The 19,030-nt window shown below is 31.7% G+C and carries 19 protein-coding genes and 1 pseudogene; 1 reads left to right on the forward strand and 19 read right to left on the reverse strand.

What is annotated here, in order from left to right; genetic code table 11:
- Positions 1-7: 7 nt before the first annotated feature.
- The 6 genes and pseudogenes from BR66_RS0105550 to BR66_RS0105575 form a co-directional block, all read right to left on the reverse strand.
- Positions 8-538 carry a hypothetical protein gene (locus BR66_RS0105550; protein ID WP_026882028.1) on the reverse strand — a complete coding sequence of 177 codons (531 nt, stop codon included), beginning with the start codon at positions 536-538 and terminating at the stop codon, positions 8-10.
- A complete protein-coding gene (locus BR66_RS0105555; protein ID WP_026882029.1) occupies positions 529-2,562 on the reverse strand; it encodes a site-specific integrase in 2,034 nt (677 codons plus the stop codon). Before BR66_RS0105555 ends, BR66_RS0105550 begins: the two co-directional genes overlap by 10 nt.
- A complete protein-coding gene (locus tag BR66_RS0105560) occupies positions 2,559-4,412 on the reverse strand; it encodes a hypothetical protein (RefSeq protein ID WP_026882030.1) in 1,854 nt (617 codons plus the stop codon). The genes BR66_RS0105555 and BR66_RS0105560 overlap by 4 nt, the downstream gene beginning before the upstream one ends.
- 2 nt (positions 4,413-4,414) lie before the next feature.
- Entirely contained in the window at positions 4,415-5,761 is a 1,347-nt protein-coding gene (locus tag BR66_RS0105565; protein WP_026882031.1) for a tyrosine-type recombinase/integrase, read from the reverse strand.
- 121 nt (positions 5,762-5,882) lie between these two features.
- A pseudogene (locus tag BR66_RS0105570) lies at positions 5,883-6,236 on the reverse strand (toprim domain-containing protein); the annotation flags it as partial.
- Between the two features lie 163 nt (positions 6,237-6,399).
- Positions 6,400-6,657: an HPr family phosphocarrier protein gene (locus BR66_RS0105575; protein WP_026882033.1), complete on the reverse strand. Its 258-nt coding sequence runs from the start codon at positions 6,655-6,657 to the stop codon at positions 6,400-6,402.
- A gap of 229 nt (positions 6,658-6,886) precedes the next feature.
- On the opposite strand from BR66_RS0105575, the gene BR66_RS0105580 reads away from it, so the two are divergent.
- Positions 6,887-7,849 carry an L-lactate dehydrogenase gene (locus BR66_RS0105580; protein WP_026882034.1) on the forward strand — a complete coding sequence of 321 codons (963 nt, stop codon included), beginning with the start codon at positions 6,887-6,889 and terminating at the stop codon, positions 7,847-7,849.
- Positions 7,850-7,957: 108 nt separating this feature from the next.
- Here BR66_RS0105580 and BR66_RS0105585 read toward each other — a convergent pair whose 3' ends face one another.
- The 13 genes from BR66_RS0105585 to BR66_RS0105645 form a co-directional block, all read right to left on the reverse strand.
- The gene (locus BR66_RS0105585) at positions 7,958-8,776 is read right to left on the reverse strand and encodes an acetyl-CoA carboxylase carboxyltransferase subunit alpha (protein ID WP_026882035.1); all 819 of its coding nucleotides are present in this window, start codon (positions 8,774-8,776) and stop codon (positions 7,958-7,960) included.
- Positions 8,777-8,793: 17 nt separating this feature from the next.
- Complete coding sequence (accD, locus tag BR66_RS0105590) at positions 8,794-9,651, reverse strand: acetyl-CoA carboxylase, carboxyltransferase subunit beta (protein WP_026882036.1); 858 nt, start codon at positions 9,649-9,651, stop codon at positions 8,794-8,796.
- Positions 9,652-9,722: 71 nt separating this feature from the next.
- Complete coding sequence (locus tag BR66_RS0105595) at positions 9,723-11,066, reverse strand: acetyl-CoA carboxylase biotin carboxylase subunit (protein WP_026882037.1); 1,344 nt, start codon at positions 11,064-11,066, stop codon at positions 9,723-9,725.
- Between the two features lie 47 nt (positions 11,067-11,113).
- A complete protein-coding gene (fabZ, locus tag BR66_RS0105600) occupies positions 11,114-11,539 on the reverse strand; it encodes a 3-hydroxyacyl-ACP dehydratase FabZ (RefSeq protein WP_026882038.1) in 426 nt (141 codons plus the stop codon).
- A 29-nt stretch (positions 11,540-11,568) separates the two neighbouring features.
- Positions 11,569-12,036, reverse strand: coding sequence for an acetyl-CoA carboxylase biotin carboxyl carrier protein (accB, locus tag BR66_RS0105605; RefSeq protein WP_026882039.1), 468 nt, complete (start codon positions 12,034-12,036; stop codon positions 11,569-11,571).
- On the reverse strand, positions 12,026-13,282 hold the full coding sequence (gene fabF / locus BR66_RS0105610) for a beta-ketoacyl-ACP synthase II (protein WP_026882040.1): 1,257 nt from the start codon (positions 13,280-13,282) through the stop codon (positions 12,026-12,028). Before fabF ends, accB begins: the two co-directional genes overlap by 11 nt.
- Positions 13,283-13,329: 47 nt before the next feature.
- Complete coding sequence (gene fabG / locus BR66_RS0105615) at positions 13,330-14,076, reverse strand: 3-oxoacyl-[acyl-carrier-protein] reductase (protein WP_026882041.1); 747 nt, start codon at positions 14,074-14,076, stop codon at positions 13,330-13,332.
- Positions 14,077-14,107: 31 nt separating this feature from the next.
- On the reverse strand, positions 14,108-15,046 hold the full coding sequence (gene fabD / locus BR66_RS0105620) for an ACP S-malonyltransferase (RefSeq protein WP_026882042.1): 939 nt from the start codon (positions 15,044-15,046) through the stop codon (positions 14,108-14,110).
- 28 nt (positions 15,047-15,074) lie between these two features.
- The gene (gene fabK / locus BR66_RS0105625; protein WP_278246800.1) at positions 15,075-16,028 is read right to left on the reverse strand and encodes an enoyl-[acyl-carrier-protein] reductase FabK; all 954 of its coding nucleotides are present in this window, start codon (positions 16,026-16,028) and stop codon (positions 15,075-15,077) included.
- A 16-nt stretch (positions 16,029-16,044) separates the two neighbouring features.
- Positions 16,045-16,275 (reverse strand): acyl carrier protein, encoded by a 231-nt coding sequence (gene acpP / locus BR66_RS0105630; RefSeq protein ID WP_026882044.1) that lies wholly within the window; start codon positions 16,273-16,275, stop codon positions 16,045-16,047.
- 80 nt (positions 16,276-16,355) lie between these two features.
- The gene (locus BR66_RS0105635; protein WP_026882045.1) at positions 16,356-17,333 is read right to left on the reverse strand and encodes a beta-ketoacyl-ACP synthase III; all 978 of its coding nucleotides are present in this window, start codon (positions 17,331-17,333) and stop codon (positions 16,356-16,358) included.
- 4 nt (positions 17,334-17,337) lie between these two features.
- Positions 17,338-17,805 carry a MarR family winged helix-turn-helix transcriptional regulator gene (locus BR66_RS0105640; RefSeq protein ID WP_026882046.1) on the reverse strand — a complete coding sequence of 156 codons (468 nt, stop codon included), beginning with the start codon at positions 17,803-17,805 and terminating at the stop codon, positions 17,338-17,340.
- 55 nt (positions 17,806-17,860) lie between these two features.
- Positions 17,861-18,940: an NAD(P)H-dependent flavin oxidoreductase gene (locus BR66_RS0105645; RefSeq protein ID WP_026882047.1), complete on the reverse strand. Its 1,080-nt coding sequence runs from the start codon at positions 18,938-18,940 to the stop codon at positions 17,861-17,863.
- Positions 18,941-19,030 lie beyond the last annotated feature (90 nt).

The raw sequence follows: 19,030 nt of genomic DNA on the forward strand, positions 1-19,030 counted from the left end.
TTTTCTCCTATTTCTCAAATTTATTTATAGATATGACCTTATTGTTTTTTTTAGCATTGAGTATTTCTTTATCTTTTTCTGATATTATTTCTCTTAGAGTATCATTTTCTTTTTTTAGGTTATCAATAGCTTCTAATAATAGAATCCTCTCATTCTTTCTATTATAGTCCTCAATGATATTATCTATAACTTTATAATACATGTCATTCAATTCATCATAATTTTTTTGCATTTTTTCTATCTTTTGTTCATTAAGATAATCAGGAAAATTTTTTATAGAAGTTTCAATATACCTTAAAATTATTGGATTATTATAAGCTGTTTTTTTTGTAATAGAAACTTTATCACAAGCAATTATTTTTGTTACATTAGGTTTTAAATCTTTAAGCCTTTTTTCTAATTCCTTTGCCTCAGACTCCATTTCAGAAACACATGTTTCAATCTCACTTAATCTTTTTACAGTTTTATCCTCAAGTTTATCAAATGTCGTTAATTCATAATTAATAAGCTTTTCTCTTATTTTCTCTTTTACGTCCATTCAGATACCTCACCCCGAATTTCTTTAAATTTATATATTATACTATGTAAATCGGGATATTCATCTAATAAAGCTTTCTCACCTCTATGGTTAATGTCACTCTCTAATAGATCTAATTCTTTTATTAGTGTCTTTTTAACATAATACGATAGAGCGTTAACTTCTCTTTCATATTCATTTTTCAATTCCGGGTTTTCATCTGAAATTTCCTTATTATGTTTAATTACATCTATTTTTTGCTTAAATCTTTTATAAGAATAATTAACATCTTTATAAGTCTCTAATTGTATTCCAATATAATAATTATCATCTAAACTTGAAAAATATTTACGCCTTTCACAAACTTTTTGTACTACACTTACTATACATACGCCTAATGAATTTTCCATTACTGGAGAATTAGTCTTTTTTAATAGCCTCATTATTTTCTTCATATCAGAATTAATATTAAACTTATTCCTCTGTATAAATTGATTGATTTTATCTATATTCTCTCTAAATTCGGGAACTTTAAGTTCTTCTTTTAATACCCCCTCTTTAGCTTTATCTGGATCAATTTCTATTAATCCATCATCTGTAGCATTTTCAAAAAATATATCTACTGTATCTTCCAAACTTTTTTGGAACTCAAGACTTTTATTATAATACATAGTCATATCTTCACTCAAATGATTAAGATGTCTTACTATGTAATCTAAGTGTATACCTTTTAAAAACAGTTTTGTACACACAGTCACTCTAAATCTATGTGGATTTATATATACATATAGATTTTTTTTAACTTCCTCAAAAGGATGCTCTTCCCTTTCTTTAGCATTAAAAAATTTATTATATTTAGTTTCAGATGTTAACATAAACTTTTTAACATCTTCTATTTGACTATTACTTAACATTTTTAAATCAAAATCCTTAGCATGTCTTACATAAAATTCTTTAGTATTGTCTGTTAATACAAGTCCCCCTCTTTTTTGTAATCCAGTTTCACTACTTATAAAAGTAAATCTATTTATTTCTTTTTCTATCTCTGCTCTTTCTTTTTCAGTATACTTACTTACTATTTCTGTTAATTCAATTAAATTTTTATAACCCTTTAATCTAATATCCTCTTTAATTTGTATTATTAATCTTAACTTTGTCATTTCACTTAACCCTAATATTATTTCATCTCTTAATTCGCATAACTTCTTATAAGTACTTAATGCTAAATCTGTTAGAAATGAATAAGTTAGTCTTTTTTCTTCTCCATTTGGCGTAATCTTGAATGTATAAAATTGAAGATAGTATACTTTCAAGTCACCTTCACCGATTGACTTAAGTTTATTAGTTTCCAACATACTTGCTTCTTCCACACGCATACCAATTTCTGCTAGCATTATTATATGACCTGCTATTATTCTATCTCTAATTGCTATTTTAGTATCATTTAAATCTATAACAGCTAAAGATACTATTTGATTGAAAAGTACATCAGGGATATATTCGTTCTTAGACGTAAGATTTCTTTTTTCAGGATGCTTTTTAATAAAATCTTCAAGATATTTTATTAAAACTTTTCCATCATAAATATTATATTTATCACACATCTCCAACACTTCTTTTAGCGTATTTGCTCTATGGATTCTTGTTCCATTACTGATATCCTTAGTTCTTTGTTCGAAATACCCTTTTAGTGAGTCTACATTCAATAATCTTAAATCCTTTATGTTTTCCTCCTCACAGAAATTGCCGAAATTTTTAATATCATTATAATTATTTTTGACTGTTGAAAAATCTGTTGATTTCCTAAATAATCTATTTAAAATAACCATTTTGAGCCCAAACCAAAACATCTCTGATATACTATTAAAATCAAATCTATATTGGAATCTTTCTCTTTTAGATTCATTAAAAGCATTAAAATCCCATATTTCATCATTAAATCGTATTTCGTCTGTAATTCTAAAATTATATGCTCCGTTCTTTTGATAATCTATTAATCCCATATTTACTTGTGCTTCTATTCTATCTAATAGTACATTACTCATACTTTCTCACTCTCTTGATCTATAACTTTCTTGATTTCATATAGGTATCTTAGCATCAATTTTTTATTTGCTGCTAATTCTTCAATTTCATCTGTATTTTCTGTATTTTCTATTGAATTTTGTATTTTTAAAATTTCATTTTCAAAATTCTTTTCTCTATTTGTAAATGTCACAAAATCATTACATCTTAAACATTCACCAATTTCAAATAAGCATCGACTTGAAACACATTTTCCTAATCCACCTTTTACTTTATTAATTATTTTATAATCGTCTTTTTCAAGAATTGTACCCATTACATCCACATCTGCTATACAAACACCATTTGTGGCTTCTAAATAATTTAATAAATCATTTCTGTCTCTATAATGTTTATTTGCTACTTTATAAGAATTACCCGCTATAAGAGCCATTCTATTAATTGAAAGTCCATACTTTGTACCTTCTTTATAGACATTATCTATGAAAGTATTCCGTATGTTATTAACTATATAATTTGTTTTATCTAATACATTAGATAACTCATCTAAAATTTTATGAAATTCATAAGTAAAATTTATTCTTTTACAGAATTTAATATTAGTTGCATGATAACTTTCTACAAATATAAAGTTATCACATAGTCCCCCATTATTTACTATATTTTTAGTTAATTTAGTAGCTTCTGATAATATATGTGCACTCTTACTTGATATTTTTTCTGTTACTATACATTGATCAGTTGTCTTGCCTATATAGGAAATATCATATGTTTTATCATCTAATTTTTCATCTGGTTTTTCAAAACAATCTCTTCTAAAATTCAATATTTCTCCAATTCTATACTTAGTTGTTAAGAAAAACTCAAAAACTAAGGAATATATTCTAAGAGAAGGTTGTGCTATTTCATTTTTTTTAAATGCCTTATATATGAGATTCATATCTTTTTCTGTCATTACGTTACCACCATCATAATTATCCAACTTAGCCAATGAAAATATATCAAAGTCTGCCTCATCTACTCTATATTTTTCTTTATAATACATTAAGTATTTTCGTATTATTTTAAAAATATTTTTTATAGTGCTTTTATTCTCAACTTCATTTTTTATCATTATTTTATAATTCCATAAAAATTCTTCCCCAAACTCTTTGTCTAACTTATTTATTTGTATAACCTTATCTGAGCATTGTTCTACATTACTCAAATTTAAAAAATCAACTAATCTAGGGTAATGATTAAATGAACATGAACTACTCCAATTACTCCAAATAAAATTTCTTAAATCTTCTCTGTATCTTTCATTACATATCGTTAGATCAATTCCTCTCCATCCAGTATTTTTACTATTGGCATTAATTAATACACTTTCACTTGGAATAATACATATCTTATTTTCTTTAGGTGGTTCCTCAAACAAATTATGGTATACAAACGTAAATCCAGATTTATAATATTCATGAAAATTTTTAGAATTTATTGAGGCTATAAATATCTTAGTAAAATCAGATTTATACCTTTCTCCATAAATTCCGACTGTTATAAATCTATAAAAAGTTATTAGTTCAGTTTTCATTCCTAATCCGTTATAAAAATTATATTGTTTATAAAATAGTTCCTTTGAAAACCAATTCTCTTCACTTATAATTTCATCTTTTAAACTTTCTTGAAATTTCTTTAAAAATTTTCTTTTTTTAGACTGTGTTGCAACTTCCAAACTACAGTATGAATTTATAAAATCCTCCAACACTCTTCTTATTAATTCATTTTCTGAAAAAATTACAAAGCTTCTTTCTTTATCTTCTCTATAATAAAAATAATACTGTCCTTTAACTATCTTTCTTTTATATTTTCCTATATTATATTCCATACCTAATTCTCCTTTAGTTTTTCCCTTATAGAATCTTCAATAATCATTGTATCTTTTAACTTATCTTCTTCTGTTGGGTTATAATAGATAAGTGTAGATTGTAACGATCTATGTCTCATTTTATCTTTTACATATTCAATACTTCTTCCTTCTTCATCAATCAAATACATCGCATAGCCATGGCGAAACCGGTGAGATAAATTATTCTTTTTTATACCTCTATCAATAATAATTCCTACTGATGTGAATACAGATTTTAAAAACTTATTCCATCCTGAAGAAGATAGGGGGCCTCCATCCTTATTTAAAAACAGGTATTGATTTTCTTTTTTTCCATCAACAGTATCGGCCCTTGAGCAAGAAGTGATATTATTCATTACAATTTCTGAAACATCAAGAACACTTCGAGATTCATCTATATATTCCTGTATTAACTCAAATAATCGCGGTGCAATGTTTATTAATTGATATCCATCATTTTCAGTCTTATATGACAATGTTTCATAGTCACATATATTATTAACCTTAAAACAGCTTTTTGCATTTTGATATGATTTGTCCGTTACTCTATTTCTGATATAAAGTGTTCCATATTTCTGATTATCTATATTCCTTTGTATATCTTCTAAAGTTAGTCCAAGAACTTCTCCTAGTCTCATGCCTGTTGTATACATTAAATCTATCATAATCCTATTTCTTAAGCTATTCCTACTTGCCATTTCAGTAGTGTACTTAATTATTTGTTTATATTCTTTTAATGAAATATATTTAGGAATAAATACTCTCGATCTTCTTGCGTCGCCTTTGTTTATAGTGTACTTTTTAACTGTTACTCTTTTGGTATGCGCCAAAAAGCCATATCCACTATTTAAGTTATTTACTATTCTTTGTTCAAATAGCACTTCATTTTTTATATGTAGGCATTTGTAAAATCTCCTTATGTTATAAAAATATATATCATGAGTGCTTCTCCCCCTACTTACAATATACGAATTTTCATGATGATCTTTTTCAATTCCAATACCTAAAATTAAGTTAGATAAACTTTTAAAATCCTTCATATCAAAATCCTGAAATTCTTTATTAACAATCTCTTTGTAACTATATAATATTTTTAGAGCATTAGCCATCTGTTCTCTTACATTTATTGGTTCATTCATACAATTATAATTGAGGTATCTATAAACTTCATCTATAACTTTCCATTTACTATCAAATAGTATAAAATACGTAAGTCCATCCTTCTCTTTTTTTACTCTTGTGATTTTAACAGTATCTATTTTTACCTGATCTAAATATACTTCATAATAATTACCTTTAGATGAAGTTATCTCTTTTATCCTCTTCATAAACATCACCTCATATTTTACCCATTTCTACAAGTGAGCATTATAATGTTATTATATCAAAAAAAAATAATAATACAACTATTGGATTGTGTTATTACACCCATAATCAAGTAAGCATAACTTCTCTATCATAATCTGTGGCTGATATAATTCCATCCACATCATCTCTATCTATTAAACTTTTAATTAAATTAATTTGTTTTTCTGCGCCCTTATCTATAGATGATTTATCGATGCCGTCATTTTTCACCTTATACTCAAATTTTTCTGGAATGAATGGAAACTTTTCTAGTCTCCAGCTTTTCATATTTTCATCATAATCTTTGGCATCGTATAATTGCAAAAGATGTCCAAAAGCCCATGTAATTAAATAGTCATCACCTTCAAAATAACCGTTTCTTCTTATTTTTATATTAAAAGCATCCGCAATATTTTTAGCTACTGAAGGTTTCTCTGCTATTATAACTTTTTTCATATTTTATTTTTTTCTCCTATTTCCCATATTTATAGATATGACTTTATCATTAAACTCATAATAGTTTTTATCCTATAAATATATTTTATCATTTTTTTACCCAAATTAAAAATGCCCATTAAAAAACCAACAGAACAAATGTCCATTGGTTTGTTTATATATTTTATTCAACATTTTCTATTATCTTACCAATATCTTCTATTGCTTTGGTTTCGTCTTCTCCGTCAGCAATTAGCTTCACTTTGGCTCCTGGGCCTGCACCTAATGACAGAATTCCTATTAGGGTTTTAGCATTAATCTTTTTGCCTGTATACTCAATCTCAATTTTACTTTTAAATGTAGTAGCTGTTTTAACTAAAAGTGTAGCTGGTCTTGCATGTAAACCTGCGGTACTCTTTACGGTTACTTCTTTTGTTAGCATATTAACACCCCCGTATTATAATAGTAAAATATTTTGTATATATTCTTTCGATTATAACATATGCCAAATATTTTGTACATTTAAGTATTTTTTAGATTTTATAAATATATCTAGGTAACTTCACTTCTATTGACAATACCCATATAATAAACTAAACTGATTAACTGTAATTGATTAATTTATATGAACTAGAATATTATAATCAAATTATTACGAGGAGGAATTTTAAATGAAGCCTGTAAAAAATAAAGTAGTTATTATCGGCGCTGGAATGGTTGGTTCTGCTGTCATGAATTCAGTGTTAGGACTTGGTCTTGTAGCTGAGATTGTAGTCATAGACAACAACATAAACAAGGCAAAAGGAGAGACCCTTGATGCCAGTCATACAACTTCCTTTGCATATAGTCCTAATGTCCTTCTTAGGGTTGGTGATTATGAGGATTGTTCTGATGCTCAAATTATAGTAATGACGGCTGGTCCAAGTATTAAACCTGGTGAGACCTTAGATAGATTATTATTAGCAGATAAAAATGTTAAGGTTATGAATAGCGTAATGTCTTCTATAACCCAATATACTAAAGATGCAGTTATAGTTATTGTTACAAATCCTGTTGACATAGTTACATATCTTGCTCAGAATAATTTTGATTATCCAAAAGAAAAGATTATAGGCACTGGAACCCTACTTGATACTGCTAGACTTAGAAGGATATTAGCCATGAAATATTTAGTTGATACTAAAAATGTACATGGTTATGTGCTCGGTGAACATGGTGGAAGTGCCTTTGCAACTTGGAGTCTTGTTAATGTAGCAGGAATTCCATATAGTGAGTTTGATAAATTTTTAGGTAGCTCTGATCCACTTGATACTGATGCAATATTAGATGAAGCAAAAAGTACAGGTCTTAAGATACTTGAATTAAAAGGTTATACAAGTTCAGGAATAGCAATGAGTGTTAGCAGGATTGTAAAAGCAGTTCTCCTCAATGAACTAAGCATTTTACCTGTATCTACAACACTTGATGGTGAATATGGAATAAAAAATGTAGCTCTAAGTATTCCTTGCGTTATTAGTAGTGATGGTATAATAAAAAAATTAGAAGTACCTCTTTCTAATGAGGAAATTGAGAAGCTAAAAATCAGTGCCAATAATCTAGGAAAAATACTAGATGATTTAAATATAAGAAAATAAATAACATTTTGTTTATTATTTTCTTAAGATGTCCTAATAGGCTATGAGGAAATGATTAAAATCATTTCCTCATAGCCTATTAGGTTAATATTATATTAATAAATCTTCTTATTCTTCAAATCTACCTATTTCCCTGAATTTATCATATCTTTCTTGAAGTAATATTTCCATATCTTTTACCATAAGGCCTGGCATAACTTCCAATAAGGCATCTTTTATATTTTTACACATATGATTCAAATCAGTATGCGCACCTTCTTCAGGCTCATCTATAATCTTATCAATAATTCCATAACCAAATAAATCATCCGCCGTTATTTTCATTACATTTGCTGCCTCTTCTGCTCTTTTACCGTCTCTCCAGAGTATACTTGCAAAACCTTCAGGAGATAAAACAGAATATATAGCATTTTTAAGCATCCAAACTTGATCTGCCACTGCTAGGGCCAGTGCACCACCACTTCCACCTTCTCCAATAACTATTGATATTATAGGTGTTTTCAGCGCTGACATTCCCATAATATTTTCAGCTATAGCACTTCCCTGTCCTCTTTCCTCTGCACCAATACCACAATATGCTCCGGGTGTGTCTATAAAACAGATCACAGGTCTTTTGAATTTTTCAGCTTGCTTCATAAGCCTTAAGGATTTTCTATAACCTTCAGGGTTTGGCATTCCAAAATTTCTTTTTATATTCTCTTTAGTATTTCTACCTTTTTGTATACCAATAACAGTAACCGGTATACCTTGTATTTTCGCAATGCCACCTACTACGCTAGGATCATCTCCAAACTCACGATCTCCATGGAGCTCAATAAATGAATCAAATATATTTTTTATGTAATCAAGCGTTGTTGGCCTATCTATCCTTCTGGCAATATTAAGTCTCTCCCATGCAGATAAATCTTTACTTTCTTCTATATCCATTCTATATCACTCCACTTCTAATCTGGTAAAAGCTCCCATAGTATTTTTTTTAGTTCTACTCTTGCTACTATCTTATCTATAAATCCATGTTCCAATAAAAATTCAGCACTTTGGAATTCTTTTGGCAATTCCTCATTAAGTGTTTGCTCAATAACTCTTCTACCTGCAAATCCAACTAGCGCACCTGGTTCTGATAATATTATGTCACCAAGCATAGCAAAACTTGCTGTTACTCCACCTGTAGTTGGATCTGTAAGTACTGTTATATATAAAAGTCCTTTTTCACTATGTTTTGCTAATGCACTACTAGTCTTTGCCATCTGCATCAGTGAGAACATACCTTCTTGCATTCTTGCACCACCTGATGCTGTGAATATGATTATGGGTAGACCCTTACCTGTTGCGGTTTCTATTGCCCTTGTTATCTTTTCTCCAACAACAGAACCCATACTAGCCATCATAAAATTACTATCCATTACTGCTATTACTACAGGTTTGTCTCCTATTGTTCCAATTCCAGTAATTACAGCATCATTAATGCCTGTTTTTTGTGCCATTTTTTCTGTTTTAGAACCATAGTCTGGAAAGTCCAAAGGATTTGAGGATTTCATGTCAGCATCAAATTCAACAAAACTGCCTTTATCTATGGTAAGTTCTATTCTTTCCCTAGCAGTTAGCCTTATGTGAGCGTTACAATTTCCACAAACCTTTAAGTTTTCTTCTAAATCTTTATTATATAATATTCTTCCACACTTTGGGCATTTCACCCACATACCATTTGGTATTATAGGTTGCTGTTCCATTAGTATATCTTCATCATATTCTATTTTAGTATTACTAACGGTAATATACTTCCTCTTTCTGAACAATCCCATATAATTCACCTAACCTTTACCATGCATTTAGGCATCTTCAAATTTATCTTTGAATAAACCCTATCCCTTTATTATAGATTAAATTCATTCTTTATGAAACTAGTATTATATTCTCCTTTAATAAAAGCTTGATTATTAAGTATTTTATATTGAAAATCGATGTTTGTATCAACACCCTCTATAACAAATTCGCCCAGTGCTCGCCTCATTTTACTTAAAGCTTCATCTCTGTCTTTACCATAAACGATTAGTTTAGCTATCATTGAGTCATATGTTGGTGGAATTACATAACCTTGAAATACTGCACTATCAATTCTTATCCCAAGTCCCCCTGGAAAATTAAGTGCTTTTATTTCTCCTGGTGAAGGTCTAAAGCCCTTTTCTGGGTTTTCTGCGTTAATTCTACATTCAATTGCATGACCTGAGATTTTAATGTCTTTTTGCTTAAAACTTATTTCATTTCCTGATGAAATTTTTATCTGTTCTTTTAAAAGATCAGTACCAGTTACCATTTCCGTAATTGGGTGTTCCACCTGTATACGTGTATTCATTTCCATAAAATAAAAATCACCGTGTTTGTCTAATAAAAATTCTATAGTTCCTGCATTCTTATAATTTACGGCTCTAGCTGCCTTAACTGCTGTCTCACCCATTTTTTTTCTAAGAGCTTCAGTCATAACAGGTGAAGGAGCTTCTTCAATGACTTTTTGATTTCTTCTTTGAATTGAACAATCTCTTTCTCCAAGATAAAGTATATTCCCAAAGTCATCTCCTAATATTTGAAACTCTACATGTCTTGGGTCTTCTATGAATTTTTCTATATACATAGTGTCATCGCCAAAAGCAACTCTGGATTCTGTTTGCGCTGTCTCAAAGGCCTTTTTAAATTCTTTTTTTTCATTAACTATTCTTATTCCTCTTCCACCACCGCCAGCAGAAGCTTTTATCATTACAGGAAAACCAATTTTAACAGCTTGTTTCAATGCATCTTCTAACCCATCCACAGCACCCTTTGTACCTGGAATAACTGGAATTCCTGCATTAATCATTAGCTCTCTAGCCTTAGCTTTGTTTCCCATATTATCAATAGTTTCAGCATTCGGTCCGATAAATATGATATTACATTCCTCACACATTTTTGCAAATTTACTGTTTTCAGATAGAAATCCAAAACCAGGATGAATAGCCTGTGCACCCGTAAGTACAGTGGCACTTATTATATTTTGCATATTTAAATAACTATCTTGAGATTTAGCTGGCCCAATACAAACCGCTTCATCCGCAATCTGAGTATGCATAGCGTCTCTGTCAATCTCAGAATAAACTGCAACTGTAGCGATTCCCATTTCTTGACAAGCTCTTATTATCCTAACCGCAATCTCACCTCGATTAGCAATTAATATTTTTTTAAGCATAACTATCTCTCCATTTCTAAAGCTTAGTGCTTATTTTTTTTATAACCTTATATTATCATAAAGGTAAGCTCAGCTTCTGCTACCTTTTTTCCATTTACTGAAGCTATTCCTTTGCCTATACCTGCGATTCCTTTTATTTTTACTATGTTAATTTCAAGTTTTAATATGTCCCCAGGCACAACCATGCCCCTAAATTTCGCAGCTTTTATTCCACCAAACAAAGGGGTCTTTCCTTTAAATTGTTCCATACTTAATAATGCAATAGCTCCAAGTTGAGCCATTGCTTCAACCTGCAAAACCCCTGGCATTATAGGATTACCAGGAAAATGTCCTTGAAAAAAAGGTTCATTCATTGTAACATTTTTAAATCCTACCGCTCTAACTCCTGGCTCAAGTTCATCAACCCTATCAACTAGTAACATTGGATATCTATGCGGTATTATTTCCATTATTTGTTTTATATCTAAACTCATAATTTCTCTCCATTCACTGTAATGATTATCTAATTACACTTTATTTTGAATAAACCTTGACCGTATTCAACCATTTGCTCATTTTCCACTAGAATTTCTATTACTTCGCCATCAAATTCTGCATCTATTTCATTCATGAGTTTCATTGCCTCAATTATGCAAAGCACATCGCCCTTTTTAACCTTGCTACCAATTTTCGTAAAAGCACCGGCCTTTGGATCTCCTGAAGTATAAAATGTTCCAACTATTGGTGATTTTACTACCTTAATATTTTTATCTTCTGTAACTAGCTTCTTTTCTATGATTGGCTTATCTTCTTTTATAATTTCATTAGTATCACTAATTTTACTAGTTGCCACATTGTCTTCTACTCTAGTGTCAATTTCCTGTGAACCCTTCTTCATTATTATGTGCATTCCTTCAGATTCAACATTCAAATATGTTAACTCTTGTTCTGATGCAGTTTTAATAAGATCTTTTATCGCTTCATAATCCATTTTTACTACCTCCAACCCACTTCTTAAATACAATTGCTGCATTATGTCCACCAAAACCCAAAGAATTTGAAAGGGTATATTGAACTTCTGCTTTTCTACCAACATTTGGAACATAATCAAGATCACATTCTGGATCCTTAACCTGGAGTCCTACTGTAGGTGGAATAAAATTATTCTGTAGTGCTTCTACGCATATTATTGCCTCAATAGCTCCAGCTGCACCTAATAGATGTCCTGTCATAGATTTTGTTGAGCTAACCGGAATTTTATATGCATTTTCACCAAATACCTTTTTAATCGCTTCTGTTTCAGTACTATCATTTGCCTGAGTACTTGTTCCGTGTGCATTTATATATGAAATATCTTCTGGTTTTATACCAGCATCTTCAATGGACATAATTATAGCTCTTGCACCATCTGCACCACCTGGTGATGGTGATGTTATATGATAAGCGTCACAAGTAGACCCATATCCAACAACCTCTGCATATATTTTAGCATTTCTTTTAACTGCATGCTCATATTCTTCTAATATTAATATCCCAGATCCTTCACCCATTACAAAACCATTTCGTTCTGCATCAAAAGGTATTGATGCTCTTTTAGGATCAGTGCTCCTACTTAGTGCTGTCATAGATATAAATCCAGATACTGATAAAGGCGTAATTGATGCTTCCGTACCACCTGAAAAAATTATATCTGCTTCATTATGTCTTATCTTGTGAAAGGCTTCTCCAATAGCGTTATTTCCAGACGCACAGGCAGTAACAATTGTAGTACAAATTCCTTTTGCACCGTATGCAATTGCTATGTTCGCGGATGCCATATTACTTATTATCATTGGTATAAGCATTGGTGTAACCCTGTTAGGTCCCTTTGAATTCATTTTAGCTACTTGTGTTTCTATTGTTCCTATTCCACCAATTCCACAGCCTACTATAACGCCTACTCGTTCCATATTTTCTTGATCAAATTTTAACTCCGAATCTTCTACTGCTTCCTTTGAAGCTGCTAATGCAAATTGACAAAATCTATCCATTCGTTTTGCTTGCTTTTTATCTATATAATCTTCAGGATCAAAATCCTTAACTTCTGCCGCAAGCTTTGCTTTAAAGTCAGTTGTATCAAAAGCTTTGATATCTCCTATTCCAACTACTCCGCTGGAAATAGAATTCCAAAAAGTATCAACATCATTTCCCACTGGTGTGATAGCTCCCATTCCAGTGATTACTACTCTTCTACTCATAAATTTTTCGCCTACCTTTTATGTGTACTATTTTTCGTATACGTATATTACATTACCATACCGCCATCTACATTTATAACCTGACCAGTTATATATGTGGCCATATCTGATACTAGAAATGCTACAAGATTTGCCACATCTTCTGTACTTCCTACTCGCTTCAATGGAATACTTCCAATCATAGCTTCCTTCTGTTTGTCAGAAAGTTCATCACTCATATCCGTTCCTATAAAGCCTGGTGCTACTGCATTAACAGTTATTCCGCGGCTTCCAAGTTCTTTTGCCAAAGATTTTGTCATCCCTATTAGTCCTGCTTTTGCTGAAGAATAATTTATTTGCCCTGCATTACCTGTTATGCCTACAACAGAAGTTATATTTATTATTCTTCCAGTTCTCTTCCTAAACATTATACCACTTGCATGCCTTATAGTGTTAAATGCTCCCTTTAAATTTACATTAATAACGCTGTCAAAGTCCTCTTCTTTCATCCGCATTACTAGTGCATCCTTTGTAATTCCAGCGTTATTAATTAGTATATCCAAAGTTCCAAATGTTTCTACAGTTTCCTTAATCAGTTTTTCTGCTTCATCAAATTTACTTACATCTGCTTTTATTGCTATAGCCTTAACACCCATTTTCTCTATTTCAATAATAAGATCGTCTACTGGTGTACTCCTATAGTTAACAACAATATTTGCACCGAGTTCTGCTAGCCTTAGTGCTATAGCTTTACCGATTCCTCTACTTGCACCTGTCACTATTGCTGTTTTTCCTTTAAGATCAATACCTTCCATAGTTGTTAAACCTCCTAAGCTTTCTAAGCTGTTATTTTGTTTGAATTCCAGCTATGCATTTATTTAAACTATCAACATCTTCTACATTAAATATTGCAAGGGTTCTATCTATCTTCTTAACAAAACCACTTAAAATTTTTCCAGGTCCTATTTCCACAAAAGTATCTACTCCATCAGATATCATTCGTCTTATGGTATCTTCCCAAAGTACCGAACTCATAACCTGTCTAGTCAGTAGATCCTTTACTTCATCTTTTGATTTTATATAATCAGCAGTTACATTTGTTATAACTGGTAGTTTTAAATCATTAATCTTTACACTTTCAAGCTCTAGACTTAATTTATCCGAAGCTGGTTTTAGCATAGAAGTATGAAATGGACCACTAACCTTAAGCATAATTACTTTTCTTGCTCCAGCATTTTTTGCCATTTCAGCCGCTTTTTCTACGGCAACAACTTCACCTGCAATAGCTATTTGTCCTGGACAATTAAAGTTAGTTGGTTCTACAATTCCAAATTTGCTTGCATCTGTGCATACTTGCCTAGTTTTTTCACTATCAAGCCCTATCACTGCCGCCATAGCACCTTTCCCCTGTGGAACAGCCTCCTGCATAAACCGACCTCTTTTTTTTACAAGCTTAACTGCTTCTTTAAATTCAAATACGCCACTATAAACTAATGAGGTGTATTCTCCAAGACTTAGTCCTGCTGTTACATCTGCTTCTATTCCTTTTTCCTCTAATACCTTTAGCGCTGCTATACTAGCTGTTAAAATAGCTGGCTGTGTATTTTCAGTTTCATCTAACTGAGCCTTATTCCCCTCAAAGGAAAGCTTACTTATTTCAAAACCTAAAGTAGAATCTGCCTCTTCATAAATCTTTTTTGCCACATTAAAATTATCATATAATTCCTTGCCCATCCCAACGTATTGAGCGCCCTGACCTGAAAACAAAAATGCTATCTTTCCCATATAAATTCTCCATTTCTTAGCGGTTATATTATACTACCTTAACAGTATTTAATGTTTCTTCAGCCTGAGAGAACATTTCCTTTATTATCTCCTGACAACTTTGAGTTTTACAAACAAGTCCCGCAATTTGACCAGCCATAACAGAGCCATTATCTACATCTCCATCTTTTACCGCTTTAGGAAGTGCCCCTACTCCAAGTGCTTCAAACTTTTCTGCTCCTGCTCCTTCTTTTTCAAGGATTTGGAATTTTCTTGTGAGTTTATTTCTTAATACTCTTACAGGATGCCCTGTTGGTCTTCCTGTGACTACTGAATCTATATCTTTTGCCTTTATTATTTTAGCCTTATAGTTATCATGAACTGTACATTCCTCAGCCACTAAAAATCTAGTACCAACTTGCACGCCAACAGCTCCAAGCATAAGTGCAGCTGCAATTCCTCTTCCATCACCTACTCCACCTGCTGCTATAACAGGTATACTAACTGCATCAACAACCTGTGGTACGATGGCCATGGTAGTAATTTCACCTACATGTCCTCCAGATTCACACCCTTCTGCTATTACTGCATCAACACCACTTCTCTCCATTCTCTTAGCTAGAGCAACTGATGCAATTACAGGTATAACCTTTATTCCATGTGCTTTCCACATTTCTATGTATTTTCCTGGATTTCCAGCACCCGTTGTAACAACTTTAACTCCTTCTTCACAAACCATTTTTGCCACTTCTTCTGCATTTTCACTGAGAAGCATTATGTTCACTCCAAAAGGTTTATTGGTTAATTTTTTGGTTTTTCTTATTTCTTCCCTTATATACTCTACTGGTGCGTTAGCTGCTGCTATTATTCCAAGACCTCCAGCGTTAGAAACTGCTGATGCAAGTGAGCTGTCTGCAATCCAAGCCATTCCGCCTTGTATAATGGGATATTTTATTCCTACCATTTCACAAAATACAGATTTAATCATAATAACCTCCCTAATAATTGTTATACTTTGACTATTTTTCACTAATTCTATTTTCTACTGCCTTTACTGCGTCTTCAACTGTCTTTATATCATCTGCAACCTCAATCTGTATATTAAATTCATCTTCAATTTCCATTATTATTTGAAAAAGCTCCAATGAATCAGCCTTTAAATCTTCTTCAAAAGCTGTATCCATTTTTATGGTTTTTTCGTCTACATTTAGTTGATGTGCTGTAATACGTTTTACTTTTTCAAATATCATAATAATCCTCCTACCGTTCTTGCGTGTTCTAATCAATTGTTAAATATTATCTATGGTTTATTAAAATAAATGTCATCACCTTAAATTAGCCATTCAATAAGTACTGATCCAAACGTTAGACCTCCACCAAAACCAACTAAGATGATTTTATCTCCATTTTTAAGTAATCCTTGCTTTGCCATTTCATCAAGTGCTATAGGAATAGTAGCAGCTGATGTATTTCCATATCTATCTAAGTTTATAAAGAACTTTTCATTGTCAATACCTAGTTTTTTAGCCACATGTTCTATAATCCTCATATTAGCTTGATGTGGCACAATATATTTAATATCATCTATAGTGTACGCGCTGTCCTTTAATACCTTATCTATACCTATTGGCATTGTTTTAACTGCAAATTTAAATACCTCTTTTCCATTCATAGATACTACACTGCTTTTTTTATCAATATTACTAGCAAACGGGTTCTTAACAGTTACTGCAGGACATTTCAAAAATTCTGCACCTTTTCCATCTGAACCCGTAAATATTGATAATATTCCGTTTGTTTCACTTTTACTTAATATTGCAGCACCTGCTCCATCTCCAAAAAGCACACAGGTTGATCTGTCTTCCCAGTCAAGTATCTTAGAAAGAACTTCAGCCCCAATAACAAGAACAGTTTTTGCTACTCCAGTTTTAACAAATTGAGTTCCAACATTTAATCCATATATAAAACCAGAACAAGCAGCACCAATATCAAAACAAGTAGCATTATCAGCACCTATTATCGCTTGAACCAAACAGGCGGTAGACGGCGTAAATGAATCTGGGGAAGTTGTAGCTACTATTAGTAGATCTATTTCTAAAGGATTTATATTTGCATCCTTTATTGCATTAAGTGCGGCTTTTGCTGCCAGACTAGAAGTGTCTTCACCTTCTGTTATTCTTCTTTCCTTTATACCAGTTCTAGAAGAAATCCATTCGTCACTTGTATCAACTATTTCTGAAAGGTCCGAATTGGTTACTATTCTTTCAGGTGCATAACTTCCAACACCTATTATTTTAACGTTGTTCACACAATCACTCCCTGTTAGTCCTAGTTTTAATATCATATTTTTCTTTTATAGAAAAATTAAGTTTCTCTAAAACATTAACTAAAGTATTTTTTTCCTTCTCGTCTAAACCATCTATTGTCTCTCGAATGATATCTCTATGAAACTTGGCATGTATTCTATATGCAAGCTTGCCTTTTTTAGTTAAATCAATATTAACCACTCTTCTGTCATTCTCGGATTTTTTTCTTTCAACATATCCTTTTTTTACCAAATTGCTCACAGCCGTTGTAAGTGTGCCTAGCGTAATGCCAATATCCCTTGCCACTTCCGACATATTTCTTGGCACATACATACCAATAGCCTCAATGGTATGTATTTCTGTAATTGATAAATCCTTAAAATATCCTTTTTTTAAGTCCGATTGCTCTATAGTTAGAATATCATTGAATATGTCTATCATTAATTCATTCATAACAGTCAATGACCTCTCCACTCTTATCACCGCTTTAAAATAATTTTATATTTGATCAGAAAATATCTAATGCGAGTTATTCTGCCTCTTTTTCGCATTCAGTTATGATTTCATCAATAAGATCTTTTACCTTAACAATTTTGTTCAATCGATATCCGTTACTTCCTGTGAAAAGAAGTCCCTGATCCACATTTCCATTTACCGAATTTATTAAAGCTTTTGATATACAGTACGGCGTATCCTTGGGATTGCAAGGTTTTAAGCAATTATAGCATCTACTTATTTTTTCATTTTCACTCTTTTTCTTTATGTTTTTCATGAAGACATTTTTAATTGCTCTTCCTGGCATACCTACTGGACTTACTACAATTTCTATATCTTCTTTTTTACATTTAAGATATTCCATTTTATATTTTATATCTGCATCACATTCTTCTGTGGCTATAAATCTAGTGGCAATTTGAACTCCTGCTGCACCAAGCTTTAAGTACTTAGCTACATCTTTTCCTGTATAGACTCCACCGCCAGCTACTACAGGTATTTTTCTACCATACTTTTCCTCATAAGGTTTTATCTCTTCAATAACCTCTATTACTATCTGAGCTAAATCTTTATTGTCATTATTTAGATCATCCAGTGAATAGCCAAGATGTCCCCCTGCTTCAGGCCCTTCAACTACGATTAAATCAGGTATTCTATTATGTTTTTTATCCCACATTTTACAAATAACCTTAGCAGCCTTGCCTGAAGATACTATTGGTGCAATTTTAGTATTAGATCCTTCTACAAGACCTGGTAGTGACATTGGTAGACCTGCTCCTGAAATTATAAGATCTATTCCTTCCTCTACCGCAATCCGAGCTGTAGCATCATAATTATTAACAGCCACCATAATATTAAGTCCTATTATTCCATTGGGACTAATTTCCTTAGCTCTTCTAATATGTTTTCTTAGTGCCCTTTGGTTAGCTGCTTCTGAATTTTTTTCAAAATCCGGATCATCAAAACCAATTTGCACAGATGAAATAACCCCAATTCCTCCGCAGTTTGCAACCGCACCTGCAAGGCCTGAACGTGATATACCCACACCCATGCCACCTTGAACTATGGGAATCGCTGCCTTTAAATCTCCTATTACCAAAGAAGGTATTCTCATAATCATCTCTTCCTTTTCTGTTTAAATTAAATTTGTGTGTTTATAATAAAATATTTTGATAGTCAAAGTATATATAATATTTGTATTTTA

The organism is Clostridium akagii DSM 12554 (genome assembly GCF_000686725.1).
Taxonomy (GTDB): domain Bacteria; phylum Bacillota; class Clostridia; order Clostridiales; family Clostridiaceae; genus Clostridium_I; species Clostridium_I akagii.